Source organism: Sphingomonas sp. (assembly GCF_019635515.1).
Classification (GTDB): Bacteria; Pseudomonadota; Alphaproteobacteria; order Sphingomonadales; family Sphingomonadaceae; genus Sphingomonas.
Genome location: NZ_JAHBZI010000001.1, coordinates 2,324,989 through 2,344,625, shown reverse-complemented (window position 1 = coordinate 2,344,625; position 19,637 = coordinate 2,324,989). Strand labels below are relative to the sequence as shown.

The 19,637-nt window shown below is 65.9% G+C and carries 21 protein-coding genes; 10 read left to right on the top strand and 11 right to left on the bottom strand.

Annotated elements, in window-relative coordinates:
* Positions 1-2: 2 nt before the first annotated feature.
* A complete protein-coding gene (locus tag KF730_RS11830) occupies positions 3-734 on the bottom strand; it encodes a class I SAM-dependent methyltransferase (RefSeq protein ID WP_294095390.1) in 732 nt (243 codons plus the stop codon).
* A 46-nt stretch (positions 735-780) separates the two neighbouring features.
* Here KF730_RS11830 and mutM point away from each other — a divergent pair, with 46 nt between their 5' ends.
* The 4 genes from mutM (at position 781) to dnaA (ending at position 4,422) form a co-directional block, all read left to right on the top strand.
* The gene (mutM, locus tag KF730_RS11825; RefSeq protein ID WP_294095386.1) at positions 781-1,590 is read left to right on the top strand and encodes a bifunctional DNA-formamidopyrimidine glycosylase/DNA-(apurinic or apyrimidinic site) lyase; all 810 of its coding nucleotides are present in this window, start codon (positions 781-783) and stop codon (positions 1,588-1,590) included.
* A 9-nt stretch (positions 1,591-1,599) separates the two neighbouring features.
* Positions 1,600-2,274, top strand: coding sequence for a hypothetical protein (locus tag KF730_RS11820; RefSeq protein WP_294095383.1), 675 nt, complete (start codon positions 1,600-1,602; stop codon positions 2,272-2,274).
* Between the two features lie 94 nt (positions 2,275-2,368).
* Positions 2,369-2,632, top strand: a complete 264-nt coding sequence (rpsT, locus tag KF730_RS11815) for a 30S ribosomal protein S20 (RefSeq protein ID WP_294095380.1) — start codon at positions 2,369-2,371, stop codon at positions 2,630-2,632.
* A gap of 458 nt (positions 2,633-3,090) precedes the next feature.
* Positions 3,091-4,422 (top strand): chromosomal replication initiator protein DnaA, encoded by a 1,332-nt coding sequence (gene dnaA / locus KF730_RS11810; RefSeq protein WP_294095377.1) that lies wholly within the window; start codon positions 3,091-3,093, stop codon positions 4,420-4,422.
* 292 nt (positions 4,423-4,714) lie between these two features.
* Here the strand turns inward: dnaA and KF730_RS11805 are convergent, their stop codons facing one another.
* The 4 genes from KF730_RS11805 to secB form a co-directional block, all read right to left on the bottom strand.
* Positions 4,715-5,782, bottom strand: a complete 1,068-nt coding sequence (locus KF730_RS11805; RefSeq protein ID WP_294095375.1) for a CAP domain-containing protein — start codon at positions 5,780-5,782, stop codon at positions 4,715-4,717.
* 94 nt (positions 5,783-5,876) lie between these two features.
* On the bottom strand, positions 5,877-6,866 hold the full coding sequence (trpS, locus tag KF730_RS11800; protein ID WP_294095373.1) for a tryptophan--tRNA ligase: 990 nt from the start codon (positions 6,864-6,866) through the stop codon (positions 5,877-5,879).
* 106 nt (positions 6,867-6,972) lie between these two features.
* Positions 6,973-8,544 (bottom strand): murein biosynthesis integral membrane protein MurJ, encoded by a 1,572-nt coding sequence (murJ, locus tag KF730_RS11795; RefSeq protein WP_294095370.1) that lies wholly within the window; start codon positions 8,542-8,544, stop codon positions 6,973-6,975.
* A gap of 24 nt (positions 8,545-8,568) precedes the next feature.
* Positions 8,569-9,075 (bottom strand): protein-export chaperone SecB, encoded by a 507-nt coding sequence (gene secB / locus KF730_RS11790; protein ID WP_294095368.1) that lies wholly within the window; start codon positions 9,073-9,075, stop codon positions 8,569-8,571.
* 164 nt (positions 9,076-9,239) lie between these two features.
* Here secB and KF730_RS11785 point away from each other — a divergent pair, with 164 nt between their 5' ends.
* The 4 genes from KF730_RS11785 (at position 9,240) to KF730_RS11770 (ending at position 13,504) form a co-directional block, all read left to right on the top strand.
* A complete protein-coding gene (locus KF730_RS11785) occupies positions 9,240-9,884 on the top strand; it encodes a Tim44/TimA family putative adaptor protein (RefSeq protein ID WP_294095365.1) in 645 nt (214 codons plus the stop codon).
* A gap of 91 nt (positions 9,885-9,975) precedes the next feature.
* Entirely contained in the window at positions 9,976-11,193 is a 1,218-nt protein-coding gene (locus tag KF730_RS11780; RefSeq protein WP_294095360.1) for a murein transglycosylase A, read from the top strand.
* Between the two features lie 41 nt (positions 11,194-11,234).
* The gene (locus tag KF730_RS11775; protein WP_294095937.1) at positions 11,235-11,756 is read left to right on the top strand and encodes a Smr/MutS family protein; all 522 of its coding nucleotides are present in this window, start codon (positions 11,235-11,237) and stop codon (positions 11,754-11,756) included.
* A gap of 74 nt (positions 11,757-11,830) precedes the next feature.
* Entirely contained in the window at positions 11,831-13,504 is a 1,674-nt protein-coding gene (locus tag KF730_RS11770) for an EAL domain-containing protein (protein ID WP_294095357.1), read from the top strand.
* A 228-nt stretch (positions 13,505-13,732) separates the two neighbouring features.
* On the opposite strand, the gene dapE is transcribed toward KF730_RS11770, so the two are convergent.
* Positions 13,733-14,881 (bottom strand): succinyl-diaminopimelate desuccinylase, encoded by a 1,149-nt coding sequence (gene dapE / locus KF730_RS11765; protein ID WP_294095354.1) that lies wholly within the window; start codon positions 14,879-14,881, stop codon positions 13,733-13,735.
* Between dapE and KF730_RS11760 the strand changes: the two genes are divergently transcribed.
* A complete protein-coding gene (locus tag KF730_RS11760; RefSeq protein ID WP_294095933.1) occupies positions 14,881-15,327 on the top strand; it encodes a cupin domain-containing protein in 447 nt (148 codons plus the stop codon). The two genes, dapE and KF730_RS11760, sit on opposite strands and share 1 nt — an antisense overlap.
* On the opposite strand, the gene KF730_RS11755 is transcribed toward KF730_RS11760, so the two are convergent.
* From KF730_RS11755 to KF730_RS11740, 4 genes are all read right to left on the bottom strand, one after another.
* On the bottom strand, positions 15,324-15,485 hold the full coding sequence (locus KF730_RS11755; protein ID WP_294095352.1) for a hypothetical protein: 162 nt from the start codon (positions 15,483-15,485) through the stop codon (positions 15,324-15,326). The genes KF730_RS11760 and KF730_RS11755 overlap by 4 nt on opposite strands.
* Positions 15,486-15,488: 3 nt before the next feature.
* A complete protein-coding gene (locus tag KF730_RS11750) occupies positions 15,489-16,154 on the bottom strand; it encodes a glutathione S-transferase family protein (protein ID WP_294095351.1) in 666 nt (221 codons plus the stop codon).
* A 55-nt stretch (positions 16,155-16,209) separates the two neighbouring features.
* On the bottom strand, positions 16,210-17,073 hold the full coding sequence (locus KF730_RS11745; protein WP_294095350.1) for a hypothetical protein: 864 nt from the start codon (positions 17,071-17,073) through the stop codon (positions 16,210-16,212).
* A gap of 79 nt (positions 17,074-17,152) precedes the next feature.
* Positions 17,153-18,262, bottom strand: a complete 1,110-nt coding sequence (locus KF730_RS11740) for a heparan-alpha-glucosaminide N-acetyltransferase domain-containing protein (RefSeq protein WP_294095348.1) — start codon at positions 18,260-18,262, stop codon at positions 17,153-17,155.
* A 106-nt stretch (positions 18,263-18,368) separates the two neighbouring features.
* Here KF730_RS11740 and KF730_RS11735 point away from each other — a divergent pair, with 106 nt between their 5' ends.
* Positions 18,369-19,160, top strand: coding sequence for a hypothetical protein (locus KF730_RS11735; RefSeq protein WP_294095345.1), 792 nt, complete (start codon positions 18,369-18,371; stop codon positions 19,158-19,160).
* Between the two features lie 15 nt (positions 19,161-19,175).
* Here the strand turns inward: KF730_RS11735 and KF730_RS11730 are convergent, their stop codons facing one another.
* Positions 19,176-19,610, bottom strand: coding sequence for a hypothetical protein (locus KF730_RS11730; RefSeq protein WP_294095343.1), 435 nt, complete (start codon positions 19,608-19,610; stop codon positions 19,176-19,178).
* Positions 19,611-19,637: the final 27 nt, after the last annotated feature.

The window sequence follows — 19,637 nt, the reverse complement described above, 5'->3', positions numbered from 1 at the left end:
GCTCAGATCTTCCAGCCCGAATGGATCGCGACCAGCCCGCCGAGCAGCGGCTCGACCTTGGTCTGGGTGAAGCCCGCCTCGCGGATCATCTTCTCGAACTCGGGCATCGGCGGAAAGCGGCGGATCGATTCGATGAGGTAGCGATAGCTGTCCTCGTCATTCGCCAGCAGCTTGCCGAGCTTGGGGACAAGGTGATGCGAATAAGCGTCATAGACCTGCGCGAAGCCGGGCCACTGGGTGGTCGAGAATTCGAGCACATAGAAGCGCCCGCCGCGCTTCAGCACGCGGTGCGCTTCGCGAAGCGCCTTGGGAATGTCGGTGACGTTCCGGATGCCAAAGGCGATGGTGTAGGCGTCGAAGAACCGGTCCGGCCATTGCAGGCTCTCGGCATTGGCTTCCGACCAGACCAGACTGTCGAAGCCCTTCTCGGCGGCGCGCTCGACGCCGACCGCGAGCATCTCGGGATTGATGTCGGCAACCGTGATCGCCGCGCCCGATGGCGCCATGCGAAAGGCGATGTCGCCGGTGCCGCCCGCCATGTCGAGGATATGCTCGCCGGCGCGCGGCTTCACCCGGCGGACGAACAGGTCCTTCCACAGCCGGTGCAGCCCGCCCGACATCGCGTCGTTCATCAGGTCGTATTTCGAGGCGACGTTGGAGAAGACCTGGCCCACACGGGCGGTCTTTTCTTCCGGGGCGATGTCTTCGTAGCCGAAGGAGACGGTGTCGGGCATGGGGTGGCTCTAGCGGGGGCGAGGGAGCGCCGCTAGGGGTTTAGCCATGCCAGAACTTCCCGAAGTCGAGACGACCGTGCGCGGGCTGGAGCCGGTGCTGCAGGGCGCGACGATCGAGCGGGTGGCGCTGCACCGCGCCGATCTCCGCCGGCCCTTCCCCGAAGGACTCGGCCAGCGGCTGACCGGGGCGACCGTAACCAGCCTCGGCCGCCGCGCCAAATATGGGCTGATCGACACGAATCGCGGTGATACGCTGATCTTCCATCTCGGCATGTCTGGCCGCTGGCGGATCGATCCGGAGGAGATCGGCAAGCACGACCATCTCGTGATCGAGACCGCGAGGCATCGCCTGGCGCTCAACGATCCGCGCCGTTTCGGCTCGGTCGATCTGGTGCCCACCGATGGGCTGGCGGACTGGCCGGCGTTCAAGGCGCTCGGCCCCGAGCCGCTCGGCCCCGATCTGACCGCCAAACATCTGGCGGAGGCGTTCAAGGGCCGTAGCGCGCCAATCAAGGTGTTGCTGCTCGATCAGCGCATCGTTGCCGGGCTCGGCAATATCTATGTCTGCGAGGCGCTTTACCTCGCCCGAATCGCGCCGACCCGCGCGGCGGGGACGGTGAGTAGGGCCAAGCTCGAAAAGCTGGTCATGGCGATTCGCGAAGTGCTGGAGGCTTCGATCGAAGCCGGCGGATCGAGCCTGCGCGATTATGCCCGGCCCGATGGCGAGCTCGGCTATTTCGCCAAGCAATTCCTCGTTTATGGTCGCGGGGGTGAGAAATGCGGCTGCGGCGGGCTGGTCGAGCGCCGCGTCGATGGCGGGCGGTCAACCTTCTGGTGCCCGGCCTGCCAGAAATAGGGAGGGATGATGTTCGCGCTTCTTGCCTTGCTTGCGGTCCAGGATCGCGTGCCGGAGCCGCCGGATTGCTCCGAATCCACCGGCGTCGGCTATGGCGTCGGCTATCAGCCAGCCGTGACGCGCCAGGGCGATACGATCGAGCTCACCGGCATGGTGGTACGCGGTTATGGCATGCCGCCGACGCCGGCGTCGCCGCAGTGCGTGAGCGACTGGAAGGTTGAGGGCGAGGGCGTTAAGCTGCTGCGCGGCGGCAAGCTCCAGATCAGCGACAAGGCGGTTCCCGGCACCGTAATCCGCTTCTCGGCGCAGATCGGCGGCATCCGCGGGGAACGCGGCTATGGCTCCCTCAAGGTCATCGGCGCAACTGAGAAGGTGCTGTCGGGCCGGTTCAGCGTAGCGGAGCAGAGCGGCTGCACTACGCCCAAGATCGCCGAGATGGGTTTCAGCGCCAACGGCTATTATAACTACACGCTTCCCGAGGACATGTTCGAGACCAAGGTGACGGGCAGCGGCGCCTATCGCTGGGATGGCGATAGCGGCAAGCTTGAGCTGGGCGGCACCAATGAACCCTTCAGGGCACAGCGCACCGGTACGGCGAAATGGATCGGTGGCGCGCTGGTGCTCGAAGGGATCGATCCCGGCGGCACATCGGTGAAATGCCGGATCACGCTCACAGGCGGTTGACCCGAATCACCTCAAGCGGTAAGGGGCCCGTCTTTCCGGGCGTGGGCGGCTAGTCCCGCGCCCTTCTACTTTTTGACAACGGGAACGATACGGCATGGCGAATACGCCGCAAGCGAAGAAGCGTATCCGGCGGAACGACCGCCGCGCGGAAATCAATGGTGCGCGCGTCAGCCGCATCCGGACTTTCGTGAAGAAGGTCGAATCGGCGCTCGATTCGGGCGACAAGGCGGCGGCCACCGCCGCGCTGGCAGCGGCGCAGCCGGAACTGGCCCGTGGCGTCGCCAAGGGCGTGCTCCACAAGAACACCGCCAGCCGCAAGTTCTCGCGTCTCAACAAGCGCGTCGCAGCACTCGCTTAAAACCCACGGGTTTCCGAAATTTTCGCCCCGCCGGACCGGGTCCGGCGGGGTTTTCGCGTGCGCCGGCGGCGAAAATGGGTGTCGGCTGGCTTAACACAACGCAAACCGCGGAAATCCGCGAGTCGCAGCACGTGACGTGGCGTTAACCAACTAAGTATTTGAAAATTAACATGTTGATGTTGCCACCCCTAGGTTTTCAGCGACTTAGGAGGAGTCAACAAAACTATTTCAGATTCTTTACATCCGCACCCCTTGCTCGAATCGAACGCACCTTCCTAGAAAGGCCGTCCGGGCCGAGTCTGTCGCCCGGGATTTAGCGAACTCATCGTGCCAGCCCGGGGGCAATGTCCGGCTGCAGGGAGTAATTGGTAGGGATCGGGTGATCACGCGAAGGCATGTGGCTTTCGCGGGGGAGAGGTGCGTCGTTGACTCAGGTGCAGGCATTGGAGCGGGACGGAATGGAAGCAGTTGCCAAGGCCTGGGCGCATGTGCGGGGTAACCTGCGGCGTTCGGCCGGCCAGCGCCTTTTCGACCAGTGGCTGAAGCCCGTCGTCCTGATCGACGGCAGCAGCGCCGAAGCCGTGCGCCTGGGCCTGCCTTCGAGCTTCATGACCCAGTGGGTCAGGAATCACTATTCCGAACGCCTGCTGCTCGAATTCCGCGCGGTGCTGCCCGATTGCGCGAGCGTCACGCTCGAGACGATCGCCGAAGAGCCCAAGCGCGTCCTGACGCCGGTCGCCGAAGCGCCTGCCGCCGCGCCGGCCGAGCGCCCGCAATTCGATGCGCGCTTCACCTTCCAGCGCTTCGTCACCGATGCGACCAACCGGGTCGCCTTCAACGCCGCCAAGGCCGTCGCCCAGCCGGGCACGCCGCAGTTCAGCCCGCTCTACCTCCATGCCGGTACCGGGCAGGGCAAGACGCACCTGATGCACGCGATCGGCCACGCGTTCCTCGAGGCCAATCCCGAGGCGACCGCGATATACGTGACCGCCGAGCGATTCATGTTCGAGTTCGTCCAGGCGCTGCGCGCCAAGGACACCCACGCCTTCAAGACCCGGCTGCGCTCGGTCGATCTGCTGATGATCGACGATCTCCAGTTCATCGGCGGCAAGGACGCGACGCAGGAAGAATTCTTCCACACCGTCAACGAGTTCATGTCTTCGGGCAAGCGGCTGGTGATCGCCGCCGATCGCGCCCCGCAAGCGCTGGAAGGCTTCGAGACGCGCCTCGCCGGCCGCCTTGGCTCGGGCCTGGTCGCCGATATCAAGCCCGCCGAGCTCGAACTGCGCCGCGCCATCGTCGCCCAGAAGCTCAAGGATATGCCCGCGGTCGACATGCCGCACGAGGTGATGGACCTGCTCGCCGCGCGCATCACCACCAATGTCCGCGAACTCGAAGGCGCGCTCAACCGCCTCGTCGCCTATGCCCAGCTCAACGAAGAGACGATCACGATCGATTTCGCGACCGTCACGCTCGGCGAAGTGCTGCGCACCGCCCAGCGCCGCATCACCATCGACGAGATCCAGCGCGCGGTCTCGGCGCATTTCGAAGTCAAGCAGATCGACCTGATCTCCGAGCGCCGCGCGGTCGCCATCGCCCGTCCGCGCCAGATCGCGATGTATCTCGCCAAGCGGCTGACGACGCGCTCGCTGCCGGAAATTGGTCGAAAGTTCGGTAACCGTGATCATTCGACGGTGATTCACGCCGTCAAGCGCATCGAGGATCTGCGCGGCAAGGACAGCGAGATCGACGGCGCCGTCCGCACGCTGATGCGCACGCTGGAGGGCTGAGCCTCGCGGACCAGGGGTTCCCTCCCATCGGAGGGGTCGGGGTGGAGGAGATGAGAGCGGGGCAACGCGAATTGTCACGCCTCCACCCTGACTAACTTCACCGCATTGGTGTGGAAGTTGACACTAAACTCACGCTATCGCCGGTGTTTCACGGGCGAATGGTCCCAATGGTCGCAGTGACCATGGGTATTCCAAACCTACCATTTCAAAGAGCGGCAGGCAGCGCCGACCGGCCACGCCAAGCAGGCGAAATCCTACATTGCAAGTCGAACGCGGAACGGTGTTCGCTGGCCTATGGAACGACCCGGAAGAAATAGCTGTAATTGCGCGCGGTGCCCGCGACGACGACATTGCTGATCGTCACGTCGTAGATCGTATTGGTGGCCAGCCCGGCGACCGCGAATTGCAGATTGTTGGGCAAGCCATAGCCGTCATTGTCATAGGCGATCTTCGACACGGTCATCGCCGCGCCACCGCGCGCACGCACCGCGATCGTCGCGCCCGAGAAATTAACGCTCGCATTGGCGCCGAACGCGCTGGTCTTGTTGGCGATCACCCCGAATGACAGCAAGGCCGATGTGTTGAAGTAGCGCGCCGGATAATCCTGATAGGGATAAGCGACGAAATCGGGCAGCGGACCGGCGGTGTTCTGCGCGCTGTTGATCACCTTGATCGATGCGCCATCGGCGCGGTTGCTAGTCTGGTAGCGGCCGGCGACGCGGCCGTAGGAAATCGTGCTGAGGAACGGATAGAGCAGCCAGCGGCGATGGCCGACGCTGTCGATCACCAGGTTGTTGACGTCGGTCAGCCAGCCGATGACGATGTCGCCATCCTGCGAATAGCGCAGCCCGCCGCCCGAACCGAGATAGATGTTGCTCTGCCCTGCCGCGGTGGCTCCCGCGCCGGTATAGCAGTTCCAGTTGGTCGGCGGGGTGTGGCTGAGCGCGCCGTTGGCGGCCATCATCAGCGAGGATTGCTGCACCGCGGCTTCTTCCGCCGCGGCATAGGTGACCGGCGGCAAGGCGTGCCTGGCGCGGATATCGTTGACCAGGGCCAATACCCGCGCGCCGACTTCGGGCTTGAGCTGGCCCGCCTGGCACGCGGCGATATCGGGCTGGACGGTGTAGAGTTGGGCGATCGAGGTGAAGAAATCGGAGCCGGTGGCGGGCTCGCTGCTCGGCGTCGGCGTGGCGGCGGGGGTTGGGGTCGGTGCCGGGCTCGGACCGGGATCGGGCGCCGGGGTCGCGGTCGGGCTCGGCGTGACCACCGTCCCTCCGCCACCGGAGCCGCCCGATCCTCCGCCGCTGCAGGAAGCGATCGCCAGCAGCGACGGAGCGAGAAGGAGCCAGGATTTACGCATCACCGCCACTTTCAGCCAGGGGCGCACCGCACGCCCATTTCCGAAACAACGCGGCAATCACCTTCCCGTTTCCTCAGGAATGCGGTTAACCCGGCTAGACCTGCAACCCCACCGCCTGTTGCGCTGCCTTGAGCGTCGGCGCGGCAAGCGCCTGGGCGCGCGCGGCGCCCTTGGCCAGCTCGGCGCCGACCGCGGTACGGTCGTCGAGCAGCTTCACCAATCGGCCCCGCATCGGCGACAGCACCGATACCGCGAGATCGGCAAGCGCCGGCTTGAACGCGCCGAAGCCCTTGCCCGCATATTCCTCGACCACCGATTGCGGGGTGCGCTCGGCCAGCGCGGCATAGATCGTCACAAGGTTCTTCGCTTCCGGGCGTTCGGCCAGTGCGTCGAAACTGTCGGGCAGCAGATCGGCGTCCGACTTCGATTTGCGGATCTTCTGGGCGATGGTGTCGTCATCGTCGATCAGGTTGATGCGGCTCAGGTCCGAGGGATCGGACTTCGACATCTTCGCCTGGCCGTCGCGCAGGCTCATGATCCGCGGCGCGGCCTTGGAGATCAGTGGCTCGGGCAGCGGAAACAGCTCGACATCGAAATCGAGGTTGAACTTGGTGGCGATATCGCGCGCCAGCTCGAGATGCTGCTTCTGGTCCTCGCCCACCGGCACATGCGTCGCCTTGTAGACGAGCACGTCGGCGGCCTGCAGCACCGGATAGGCGAACAGCCCGACGCTGGCGCTTTCGCGGTTCTTGCCGGCCTTGTCCTTCCATTGGGTCATGCGGTTGAGCCAGCCCATCCGCGCGGTGCCGTTGAGGATCCAGCACAATTCGGCATGCGCGGGCACGCGCGCCTGGTTGAACAGGATGGCGCGGTCGTCGATTCCGGCGGCGAGCAGCGTCGCGGCCATCTCGATGGTTGAGTTGGCGAGCTCCTGCGGGCTGACATTGCCGGTCAGCGCATGAAGATCGGCGAGAAAGAACAGACACTCGCCCTGATCCTGCATCTTCACCCACTGCCGGATCGCGCCCAGATAGTTGCCGAGGTGGAGATTGCCGGTGGTCTGGATACCGGAGACGACGCGCATGACTTTTCCTTCGCGCGCCCGGGCTGACCGTTCGGCCTTTGGACGGGCCGCGGATCCGGGACGGCGGGGACGCGACCGCGCTGCGATTGCCCTGGATGCGCGCTCCCTAGCGCGCCGCGCGGCGGCGAACCAGCGCTTTGAGGTCCGCAACGCGAAAAGCGCGGGTGACGAAACAGGCGACGCCGTAGATCGCGCAGCCGGTGCCGACCAGCACGGCCAAAGCGAGGTACCGCTGCCAGATCAATCCGCCAAGCCACGGATCGAGCAGACGGTCGCAGGCGAAGAGCGCCACGCCCATCAGCACCGCCGCGATGACGAGGCGCGGCAGGCGGCGCTTGAGCTGTGTGTCGGGCACGAAATGACCGCGTTTCGCCAGCGTGCGATAGAGCAGCCAGACATTGACGGTGGACGACAATGCCGTTGCCAGCGGCGGGCCGACATGGCCGATCAGCGGGATGAGCGCGAGATTGGCGGCGATGTTCACCGCCACCGCGATGGTCGCGAAACGCACCGGGGTACGCATGTCCTGGCGGGCGTAAAAGCCCGGGGTGAGAACCTTGGCGAGAACATAAGAGGGCAGGCCGATCGAGAAGCCGGCGAGCGCCCAGGCGCATTTGACGGTGTCGTCGGCGGTGAAATGGCCATATTGGAACAGCCCCCGCACGATCGGTTCCGCCGCGACGATCAGCGCGACCATCGCCGGCAGGGTCAGGAACAGCGCCAGCTCCATGCCGCGATTCTGGGTCTCCATCGCCTCGGCGTCCTTGCCGGCGCCGAGCAGGCGCGAGACGGTGGGGAGCAGGATCGTGCCAAGGCCGATGCCGATCATCCCGAGGGGCAACTGGTTCAGCCGATCGGCATAATAAATGAACGAGATCGAACCTTCATCGAGCAGGAAGCCCGATAGCGCGGTCGAGATGACGAGATTGAGCTGCACCGCGCCGGCGCCGACCGCGGCGGGAAGGATCAGCTTCATCAGCCGTCTGACTTCGGGATCGAGCCGTGGCAGGCGCGGGCGCAGCGAGACTCCGGCGGCGCGGCAGGCGAACCACAGCCATGCGAGTTGGAGCAGGCCGCCAGCGGGCACCGCGAGTGCCTGGGCGCGCGCGGTCTCCTCCGGCGTGCCGTGGAACGCGAACAGCGCCGTCACCATCGCGATGTTGAGCAGGATCGGCGCGGCGGCGTTGACCCAGAATTTGTCGATCGAATTGAGGATGCCGCCCAGCAGCGAGGCAAGACAGATCAGCATCAGATAAGGGATGGTGATCCTGCTCAATTCGACGGCAAAGGCGAACTGATCGTGGCTGGGGTTCTGCTTGTGAAAGCCGCCGGACAGCAATGCGGTCATCGGCCAGGCGGCAACCAGCATCGCCACCGTCATCGCCGCCAGGAAGGCGAACAGCACCGCCAGCGTGCGCTCGGCGAAATCGAACGCGGGCGCGCGCTCGCCATTCGCTTCGGCCAGCTTGCGGTTGAACATCGGAATGAACGCCGATGAGAACGCGCCCTCCGCAAAGAAGGCGCGGAACATGTTGGGCAGCCGGAAGGCGACGAGGAACGCGTCCGACGCGAAATTGGCGCCGACATAGCGCGCCTGGAGCGAATCGCGGACGAGCGCCAGCACGCGGCTGGCGAGGGTGAGCCCGCCCACCGAGCCAAGCGTGCGGGCGAGCTTCACATCGCTATCCTGGGCTAAGCGAGCTCAGGCTTCGCCGGCCGGCTGGGCCAGCTGCTCGTCGGCCTGCGCGCGCTGCGCCATATAGATGCCGCCGAAATCGATCGGCTCCAGCAGCAGCGGCGGGAAGCCGCCGTCGCGGACGGCATCGGCCAGAACGCGGCGCGCGAACGGGAACAGGATGCGCGGCGCCTCGCCGAGCAGGAACGGATCGAGCTGGTCCTCGGGAATGTTGCGAAGGCCGAACAGGCCGGCATAGGAGAGATCGACGATGAAGGCGGTCTGGCTCTCGGCCTGCGCGCGCACTTCGATCTTGAGGACGACCTCATAGACTTCGTCCGCGACCTTGCCCGAACCGATGTTGAACTGCACGTCGATCGCCGGCTGCACATTGTTCTGATAGATCGCCGGGGCGTTCGGATTCTCGAACGAGAAGTCCTTCACATATTGCGAAAGAATGCCTGCGGCGGGCGCAGTGTCTTCGCCGTTCTGCGCGGGCTCGCCGAATTCGGGCAGGTTGTCGGTCTCGGCCATTCTCAAGATTCCTCGTTGATACGGAAAGTTTCGCGCATCCGGCGCGTTTCGTCGCGTGCGCGCCTAGCAGGCGGCGTCGGGCGTTTCAATTGTCGGCGAACAGCCCGACGATTTGAATAGCGCGGCGCTTGGGCTTATGTAACGGGTGAAGAGACTGGAGAACCATGTACTACGTTATCCTTTTCGCGATGGTCGCGGCGTTTCTGGCGCTCCGCCTCTACTCGGTGCTCGGCAAGCGCACTGGGCATGAGCAGCCTTTGCCCAAGCCCGCCGAAGAGCGTCTTGGCATTCCGCCGGTGCCGCGCACGATCGACGTGACGCCCGAAGTCCGCGAGAGCGGCACCCGCGCGATCGAGACCGGTGCCGAGAGTGGATTGCGCGCGGTGATCGCCGCCGATCCCGGCTTCGACGTCGCCCAGTTCGTCGAGGGTTCGAAATCGGCCTACCGGATGATTCTCGAAGCCTTCTGGAAGGGCGATGAGGAAACGCTGGCCTGGCTGGTCGAGGATGATGTTCGCGAAGGCTTCACCCAGGCGATCGCCGAGCGCCGTGAAGCGGGCCATGTGTTGGACAATCGCCTGGTCGTGATCGAGCGCGCCCTGATCACCGAGGCCAGCGTCGAGGGCAAGACCGCACGGATCACCGTGCGCTTCGATGCGGATATCGCCGCGGTGACCCGCGATGCCGATGGCAACCTCATCGCCGGGTCGATGAGCGACGCTGTCGAGACCCACGATAGCTGGACCTTCGCGCGCAACCTGCGCAGCGACGATCCCAACTGGAAGCTCGTCGAAACCGACGACGCCTGAGCTTTACGTGTTCGAGAGGGGGCTGATCGCTATGCGGCTATGGGGGGGTGTCGCGCTGGCGGCGCTGTTGAGCGCCTGTTCTGGCGGCATCGTGCCGCATTCCGTGGAACCCGGCGCGGGACCAGCACCGATCTATCCGTCCGCTTCTTCCGCGCCTGTCGAGCCACAGGCGCACGTAACCGTCCGCCAGCCAATCCCCGCCACCCCTCTCGCTCCGATCACCGCCCCCGCCGCCGCCGCCAGCGTGACGAGCGCGGCGAAGGCGGGTGTGATCGCCGGGCCGCCGGTCGATACGCTGCCGATTTCCGACAGCAACGCCGCGCGCGCGCTTGAGGCGTTCAAACTCAGCTGTAACGCGCTGCAAAAGCGCACCGACAATAGCGGCCTGACGCGGGGCAGCGACTGGACGCCGGCATGCGATGCCGCGAGGAACGTCGCCGCGCGCGACGCGCGCGACTTTTTCTCGCGCTGGTTCGAGACGCTGCAGATCGCCGACGGCAAGGCACAGGCGACAGGCTATTATGAGCCCGAGATCGCCGGATCGCGCGAACGGCGGCGTGGGTATGAGGTGCCGATCTATGGCCGCCCGAACGATCTGGTCGATGTCGATCTTGGCCAGTTTTCGGCCGACCTGAAGGGCAAGCGCATCCGCGGCCGCGTCGCCGGACAGAGCTTCGTGCCCTATTTCGATCGCAAGGAGATCGAGACCGGCGCGATCCATGACCGCGCGCCGATCATCGCCTATGCCGCCGATCCGGTGGAGATTTTCTTCCTGCAAATCCAGGGCTCGGGCCGCCTGCGCCAGCCCGATGGCAGCATCATCCGCATCGGCTTCGCCAGCCAGAATGGCCGCGATTATACCGGCATCGGCGCGCTGATGCGCGACCGCGGGCTGCTCAAGCCCGGCGGGGCATCGATGCAGGGCATCATGGCCTATCTGCGCGAGCACCCCGAAGAGGGCCGCGAGATCATGTGGGAGAATAAGAGCTTCGTGTTCTTCCAGGAATTGAAGGGCGCGGGGCCGCTGGGATCGATGGGGCTGCCGGTGACCGGCCAGGCCAGCGCGGCGGTGGACGTGCGCTTCGTGCCGCTGGGTGGCCTCGTCTTCCTGTCGATGGACCGCGCCGAGGCCAATGGCCTGTGGGTGGCGCAGGATACCGGCGGGGCGATCAAGGGCACCAATCGCGTCGATACTTTCTGGGGTGCGGGCGAGGAAGCGCGGGCAATCGCCGGCGGGATGAACTCGCGCGGTACCGCGTGGCTGCTGGTGCCGCGGGGGACGCTCGCGCGGCTGACGGCCACGCCGTGAGACGTTTGGCGCCGGAGGAAGCGGCGCTGTGGGACCGGGTGATCGCCAGCGTGAAGCCGATGGCGGGGCGCAAGATCGCGCCCAAGGCGCTGGTGTCGCCGGCGGCGGCGGCTCCAGCGCCCGCCACCAAGCCGGCGCCGAGGATCATGAAGGCGGTGGCGCCCGTTGCGCCCGCGCCGCGCAGCGCGCGCTCGGCGAATACGCTCGACGGTAGCTGGGATCGCCAGCTCTCGCGGGGTCTCGTTTCGCCCGAAAGCGCGATCGATCTGCACGGGCACAGCCTGTCCTCCGCCTATGACCGGCTCGATCGCGGGCTGGAGCAGGCGATCGCGCAGGGCGACCGCGTGCTGCTGCTGGTTACCGGCAAGCCGCCGCGCCCCGAATCCGAGCGACCGCATGCCCGCGGCGCGATCCGCGCGGCGGTCGGCGACTGGCTGGCATCGTCGCGCCATGCCGGCCGGATCGCGGCCGTTCGCAACGCTCATCCGCGCCATGGCGGCAGCGGCGCATTATATATTGTGCTCAGACGACCCAATTTGAGCGGCGGCGGAAAACAATCTTAACCTCTGTCTGCGATTTTTCCGGCTGCTGGACCGCACTTTTCGGTCCGCGCGCGAAGGGGGATCGGGCAGCGAAGGTGGAAGGATTCTCGCTAAAGAGCCGAGCCATCGCCTTTGCGATGTGCGCCGGGGCGGTGGCGTTCATCCTCGCCCTCGCCGCCGCATCGACTCCCGAAATGATCACCGTCGAATCGGCGGGCCGCGCGCTGATCGCCGCAATCGTCTGCGGCGTGATGTGCTGGGCATCCGCCGAGCGCACCATCGCCTCGACCGCGGGCTCGATCGACGCGGCGATCACCCGGCTGGCGCAGGCCGCGAACGGCGATCTCGAAAGCGCGATTCCACATGAGGTCGGCGAGAATGTGCCCCAGCTCGCCAATGCGATGGAGGGGTTGTTCCGCCAGCTGCATTCGAACCTTGAGAGCGTCCAGCGCCTGGCGATGTTCGATCCGGTGACCAGTCTCGCCAACCGCACCAATTTCCGCCGCACCGCCGAACGGATGCTCGCCGATATGCCGCCGGGCGAGAACGCGGTGCTCTATTTCATCGATCTCGACCGCTTCAAGGCGGTCAACGATACGCTCGGCCATGCCACCGGCGACGCCTTGCTCGGGATGGTCGCCAATCGCCTGCGGGCGGTGGCCGACCGCTTTGCCGGCGCAGGCGCGCGCGCGCCGCTGATCGGCCGCCTCGCCGGCGACGAGTTCACGATGTTCTTCCCCGGCCTCGCCGATCTCAAGGATGCGGACCGGATCGGGCGTGGCATCCTGTTCGCGCTGTCGGAAAGCTTCGATCTCGCCGATCAGGAAGTGTCGATCGGCGCCTCGATCGGTATCGCCATCCGCCCCGAGCACGGCACGACGCTGCACGACCTGATGCGTGCCGCCGACGCCGCGATGTATCACGCCAAGGCGATGGGCCGCGGCCGCGCCGAGCATTTCACCGATCAGCTCGCCGCCGAGATCGCCGAGCGCGCCCAGCTCGAAAGCGATCTGCGCGAAGCGGTCGACAAGGATCAGTTCGCGCTGGTGTTCCAGCCGCAGGTTTCCGCCACCGACGGCCGCATCGTCGCGGCCGAGGCGCTGCTGCGCTGGCGGCACCCGGATGGCCTCAAGATGCCGGGGGCGTTCCTGCAGCGTGCCGAGGAAACCGGGCTGATCGTCGAGATCGGCGAGTGGGTATTGCAGAGCGTTGCCCGGACCATCGCCCGCTGGGGCGAGCTGGGCATCGGCCAGCGGCTCGCGGTCAACATCAGCCAGCGCCAGATCGACCATGCCAATTTCTTCCGCCGCCTGCGCGAAGCCATGCATGCCGCCAGGGCGCCGGCGGCCTTGCTCGAGCTCGAGATGACCGAGACGCTGGCGATGCACTGTTCGAGCGAAGTGATCGACGCGATCGCCGCGCTGCGCGCCGATGGCGCCACCGTCGCCATCGACGATTTCGGCACCGGCTATTCGAACCTGTCGCGGCTGCGCGAACTGCCGGTCGATCGCATTAAGCTCGACCGCAGCGTCATCGAACAGGTCGCCAACCATGCCGAAGCGCGGGCAATCGCGCAGGCGATGATCGGACTGATCCACGGGCTTGGCTGCGAAGCGGTGGCCGAGGGCATCGAGAATGAGGATCAGGCGGCGGTTCTGCGGGTGATCGGGTGCGATGTGTTGCAGGGCTATGCCGTCGCCCAGCCGATGGCGGAGGACGAATTCCTCGCCTGGGCGCGGGGCGTGGAGCCACGGCGGATCGCAGTCTGAAGGCGCGAATGGTCTCAATGGTCGCGATGACCATAAGATTTTCCGGAGCGACGATTTCAAAGAGCGGACGGCATTGCCGGCTGGCTCAGCCGAGCAGGCGAAATCCTACATTGCAAGCTGCGTGAGAGCGGTTCCCCAGCGGAGGCTGGGGGCCAGTTGGAGAGGTCGTAGCCAACCAACTTCAGCCTTCCCACCTGGGCCCCAGCCTTCGCTGGGGAAAGTTGCGGCTTAGTGCTTTTGGACTCTCCGCAGCACTTCCTCGTAGACGTCAGCCAGCGCTTCGAGGTCGGCGAGCGCCACGGCTTCGTCGAGCTTGTGCATCGTCGCGTTGATCAGGCCGAACTCGACCACCGGGCAGACCTTGGAGAGGAAACGGGCGTCGGAAGTGCCGCCGGTGGTGGAGAATTCGGCCTCGATTCCGAGCCTGGACTGGATCGCGCCCGCCACCAGCGAAGACAAGGCGCCGGGCTCGGTGAGGAAGGCTTCGCCATAGACGCGGCCCTCGACCACCGAATCCGGCGCATGGCGGAGCACGATCTGCTCGACGCGGCTGACCAGATCGTCGCCGCGCTGCATATCGTTGAAGCGGATGCTGATCCGGGCCGAAGCGCGGGCCGGGATGACATTGGTGGCGCGGTTGCCGACTTCGAGGTCGATGATCTCGATGTTCGAGGGCTGGAACCAGGCATTGCCCTCATCGAGGACGATCGCGTCGATCTCGGCGAGGGCGCGGACCAGCCGGGGCACGGGATTGTCGGCGAGGTGCGGGTAGGCGACATGACCCTGCTGGCCGATCACGGCGACATCGATCACCGTCGAGCCGCGGCGGCCGATCTTGATGGTGTCGCCGAGGCGCTTTGCGGACGTGGGCTCGCCGACCAGGCACATGTTGGGCTTGAGGCCGCGTTCGGCCATGCGCTCGATCAGGCGCGGGGTGCCGAAGGTGGCGGGGCCTTCCTCGTCACCGGTGATGATCAGGCTGACCATGCCTTCCGGCACGCGCGCCACGGCGGAAACGAAGGCGGCGATGGCCCCCTTCATATCGACCGCGCCGCGCCCGTAGAGCAGGCCGCCGCGCACTTCGGGGTCGAAGGCGCCGCTGGTCCAGCCGCTGCCCGGCGGGACGACATCGAGGTGGCCGGCAAAGGCGAAATGGGGACCGGCGCCGGTACGGACGGCGAGAAGATTTTCGACCGGGCCGTCGGGCGCCTCGCCCTCGACGAAGCGCTCGACCTTGAAGCCGAGCGGGAGCAGCGCCGCCTCCAGCACATCGAACACGCCGCCACGCGCGGGTGTCACGCTCTCGGCGGCGATCAGGGCCTTGGTCAGTTCGATGGCGTCTGGCAAACTTGCCTCCCGTTCCGGTGGAGGTGGCATTGCCCAAGCTCGATCTCGATACAATCCCGCAAACCAATGCGACCGGCTATCCGAGCGAATATGCCGATGTCGTGGCGGAGCGCTGGTATCGTCGGCTGGCCCCTGCCAGCGGGATCACTGACTTCGGCTTCAGCCACGTCACGCTCAAGCCCGGCGCCTGGTCGGCGCAGCGCCATTGGCATGAGGGCGAGGACGAGTTCGTCGTCATGCTGAGCGGCGAAGCGGTGCTTGTCGATGATTCGGGCGAACAGCCAATGCGCCCGGGCGACGTCGCCGCGTTCGCAAAGAATGACGGCAATGGTCACGTATTGCAGAACCGTAGCGATGCCGATTGCGTATTCATCGCGGTCGGGCGGCCCAGCGAAACCGACTGCCACTATCCCGATATCGACATGCATTTGTTCGCCGGCCAGGGTTTCCGGCACAAGGATGGCGGCAGCTTCTAGCTGTCGCCATCTTTCTTGCGCGGCATCACCGCAAAGATCACGCCGAGCGACAAGCCGAGGCCGATGCCCATCGCCAGATTGTGCACCGCCACCCCGATTCCGGCCCCGATGGCAACGCCGAGCCCCAGACCCATTGCCAGCCGTTGATCCTTGTTCATCGCCTACTCCGTCGTTGGCGTCTCGAACTGCTCGATCACCCAATCCTCTTCCTGCGCACCGGCGATCCAGTCCTGCATGAAGGGGTGCTGGAGCACGCCGAGCATATAGGCCTGGGCGAAGCGGGGAACGGGGAGCGAATAGGTGACGATGCGGGTCACTACCGGCGCGAACATGATGTCGGCGGCGCCGAAGTCACCGAACAGGAACTGGCCTTCGCCGCCAAACCGGGCCCGCGCCTGCGCCCAGAGCTCCATGATCCGCGCCAGTTCCTGCGCGACATCGGGGTCCAGCGCCTTGGGCGGATAGACCTGGCGGATGTTCATAGTGTGCTTGCGGCGAAGCGACGCGAAACCCGAATGCATCTCGGCCGCCATCGAACGGGCCATGGCGCGGGCGGTGGGATCGGCCGGCCAGAATTTCCCGTTGCCCGTCTTGTCGTTGAGATATTCGACGATGGCGAGGCTGTCCCACACCACGGCCTCGCCATCCCACAGGATCGGCACCTTGCCCGAGGAGGGCGCGAATTCGTCGCCCTCGCGGCGCTTGTCCCAATTCTCGTCGTAGAGGGGAACCACGACTTCCTCGAACGCGATGCCCGACTGCTTGCACGCGAGCCAGCCGCGCAGCGACCAGGAGGAATAGGCCTTGTTGCCGATGATGAGCTTCATGGGGAGGGGATAGCGAGGCGGGCCGGGAGGGGCAACGGCGGGCGCCCGTTGCGGCTCAGCATTTGCCCCGGCCGCAGCGATGGTAATTCTCCCACCACGCCTTGTCCCTCAGCTTCTGCTCATTGCTGCGATTGTCGCCGCCGCCCGTCGATCCGATGCCGGAAAAGGGGATGGCGATGGGTGGTCTCGCCTGGGTCGCGTTGCGCGCCATCTGCTCACGGCTGCGGCGCTGCTCGGGCGTTTCGCATGCATGGGGATTCAGGTTGCAGAACGCGATTTCGTAACGGTCGGTGACGAAGGCCTGCATCCCGGTGCGCCCGGCGGGAAGCGTGCCGATCTCCAGCGTGCTGGGATCGAACACGACCTTGCGGCTGCCGCGCACATAGAGGAATTCGTAATGGGTGGGTGCCTCCTCGACATAGATGAGACGGGCACGGGGGCCTTCATCCATCCGCAGCAAGGTGTGGCGCGTGCCGGGACGGCGGGGATTGGGTTGGCCGCGATAGACGACCCGGTAGCCGCTCTCCATCGTCGCCGCGCCGGAGATCAGGCGATCGAGCAGCGCGTTGAAATCGGGCAGGATGGCGCCGCGCGGGGTCCATTGCGCGCCGACCTGGGGCTTGAGCGCGGTGATGCGGCAGGCGGGTTCGGGCAGGCCATCGTCCCCGGGTCCGAAATCGGCGCTCAGGAACACCACAGTGCCCTCCACGTCGCGATAGTAAAGCGGGCGCTGCGCCTGGGGCGTGGGATCGAAGCCGGCCTCATAGGTGAGCTTGCCCAGATTGCCGCCGCGTTCCGCGTCCCAGCAGATGTTCATCGTGCCCAGGATCACGCGTTCCTTCATGCCGTAATTCTGGGCCGCCGCGGGAAATGGCAAAGCGGCAAGCGCGGTGGCGGCGATCACGAGGCGCCGGGGCATAACTCTCTCCAGTTTTGGTGCGACCCGTCACGGATAAGAAACGATCTTTCGTCCGGACGTCAAGAGGATGACGGGCGGTTCAGAGACGGAGGTGGATGCCCCGGCGATGCAAAGGGAGCAAGATCGCGAGGACGATCATCGTGATCGCGAGGGCATAGAGAAAAGAGGCGAGCCATGGATCGCCTACCCACCCCTGCAGGCGGGAGAAGCCCCATGCCTGGAAACCGAGCCGCATTCCCGCCAGCCCGATCAGCAGCGAAAGGATGTAGCCAAGGATCGCGTTCATGCCGAAGACGCGGAACGGGGCGAGTGCGGTGCGGATCGCGGGGGCACGGACGGCGAGAACCGAGATGACCAGCAGCAGCCCCGACAGGCCTGAGGTGAGCAGCGCGAAGCTGGAGGTCCACAGTTTCTTGTTGATCGGGAACCAGGGCGCCATCGCGAGGCCGATCGCGATCAGAGCAATACCGGCGACTGCGATCCAGCGCAGCGCCCGCTCGGGATCGCGTTTCCACGCCATCGCCGCGAGGATGCCGAGCAACACGTTGGCGAGGGCGGGGATGGTCGAGAACAGCCCTTCGGGATCGTAGACGATATTGCCCGCGGCATCCTTGCCGTGGCGCCAGATATGCTGGGTGCCGACCAGGGTGCGATCGACCCAGCCGGCAAGATTGCCTTCGGGGGTGAAGTCGCCGCCTAGCGCCATTGCCGTCCAGTAGAAAAGCAGTGTGGCGGCGGCCGCTCCCGCTAACGCCTGCCAGCGCAGGTGCGCCCGGCCCCCGGCATCGCGGCGCGCGGTGAGGATCGCGATGGTGGCGGTCAGGCCGTAGCACAGGCCGAGGCGGGGGAAGACGCCGAAGAAGCGGAGATTGGCGAGATCGGGGCGGACCAGCAATTGCCACGCCCAGCCGATCGCGATCAGCGCGAAGGTGCGCCAGGCGACGCGCTTCCACAACGCCGCATCGACCTTGCGCGGGAAGCTGAGGCCGAGCGCCACGCCCATCGCGCAGAGAAAGGCGGGGAAGATGAGGTCGGTGGGGGTGAAGCCATGCCATTCGGCATGATCGAGCGGCCACCAGATCCGGTCCGAGCCGGGAGTGTTGACCAGGATCATCATCGCGACGGTGATGCCGCGAAAAATGTCGAGGCCCTCAAGGCGCGGTGCCGGCGTGCCGTTGGTAGCGTTCATTGCCCCCTCCAATGCAACAAGCATGAAGGCGAAGGCGCGCCGCGTCAAAGCGGCTTGCGGGCGGCCGCATGTGTGTTATGCCGATATAGCACTTTGGAGGGATGGTATGAAGGTCAGCAGGCGAAGCGTGCTCGGGGCGGCGGCGATGGCGCCGGTGGCGGCGATGGCGAAGGCCGCGCCAGCCGCAGCGCGGGCCAAAGCCGCGCCTGCGACGTTAAAGGTCGGTGACCGGCTGGCGCGCTTCGATCTGCTCAAGCCGGGTGCGCATAGCTATCTGCGGTCGCGCGAGAAGGACGGGGCGCATATCGCCACCGATATCTGGCGCCGCGAGGTTCGCTTCGAGACCGTCGACGGCGTGGCGAAGATGCGCATCCTCCAGCGCTGGGACGGGACCGGGGCCAAGCCGAGCCTGGTCACGCGCGATTCGTTGTTCGAGCCGGGAACGTGGCGTCCTTCGACGCATCTCCGCATTTCGACCGTAGACGACAAGCGGACGGTGGAAGGGTTCCTGTTCGAGCCGGCGCGGATCACCGCCATGCCGGGCGTGGCGGACAACAGCCGCGCCGACTTCACGGTTTCGTTCGACGAGCCGATGTTCAACTTCGAAACCGACATGGAGATGCTGGGGACACTGCCGCTGGCGGCCGGCTATGCGGTGTCGATTCCCTTCTATCACCCCGGCGCACCCAAGCCCGGGCGCTATCTGTGGACGGTCGCGGGCGACGAGAGGCTGCCGGGTCCCGATGGCCGCGCGATCGACTGCTGGATCGTCGAGTGCGACTATAACAGCGGCGGCAAGCCCACCCGCTTCTGGTACGCCAAGCGCACCCAGCAATTCATCAAGCTGGAGGGCCATGCGCCCGACGGCGCCATCCACCGCAAGACGCTGCTGAGCTGACCGGGTGCGGCCCGGCTAGCCGCGGGTGATGAGCGAGAAGGAAAAGCGGCCCGAAGTGAACTCGTTGGTCGCGATCCAGATATGCGGCGTGGACTGCAAATGAAACGTGTTGGTGGTCGCGTAGGACTTTGTTTCGAGCTGCGGCTCGATGCCGAAGCATTGGCCGATCGCGGCGATCGTCGGTTTGGCGATCGCGTCATCGCTCGCGGTGCAGTTGAAATAGGTGCGGCCGTTCGGCTCGTCGGGGCTGATCACACAGCGAAAGCCATCGACCTGCCTGGTCGCCAGCCGCTCGCCGAATTCAAGCTCAGGGCCGGAGCGCAGCACCATCATCTGGCGGTCCTGCTTCGCGATCGGCAGCACTTCCTTGAGCGTCGCGCAGAGTGGCGCGGCGATGGCCTGGCCGGGCAGCAGCATGGCAAGCGCGATCGAAGCGGCACGAGATTTCATTGGTTTCCCCCTATTTGCGCGCATCCT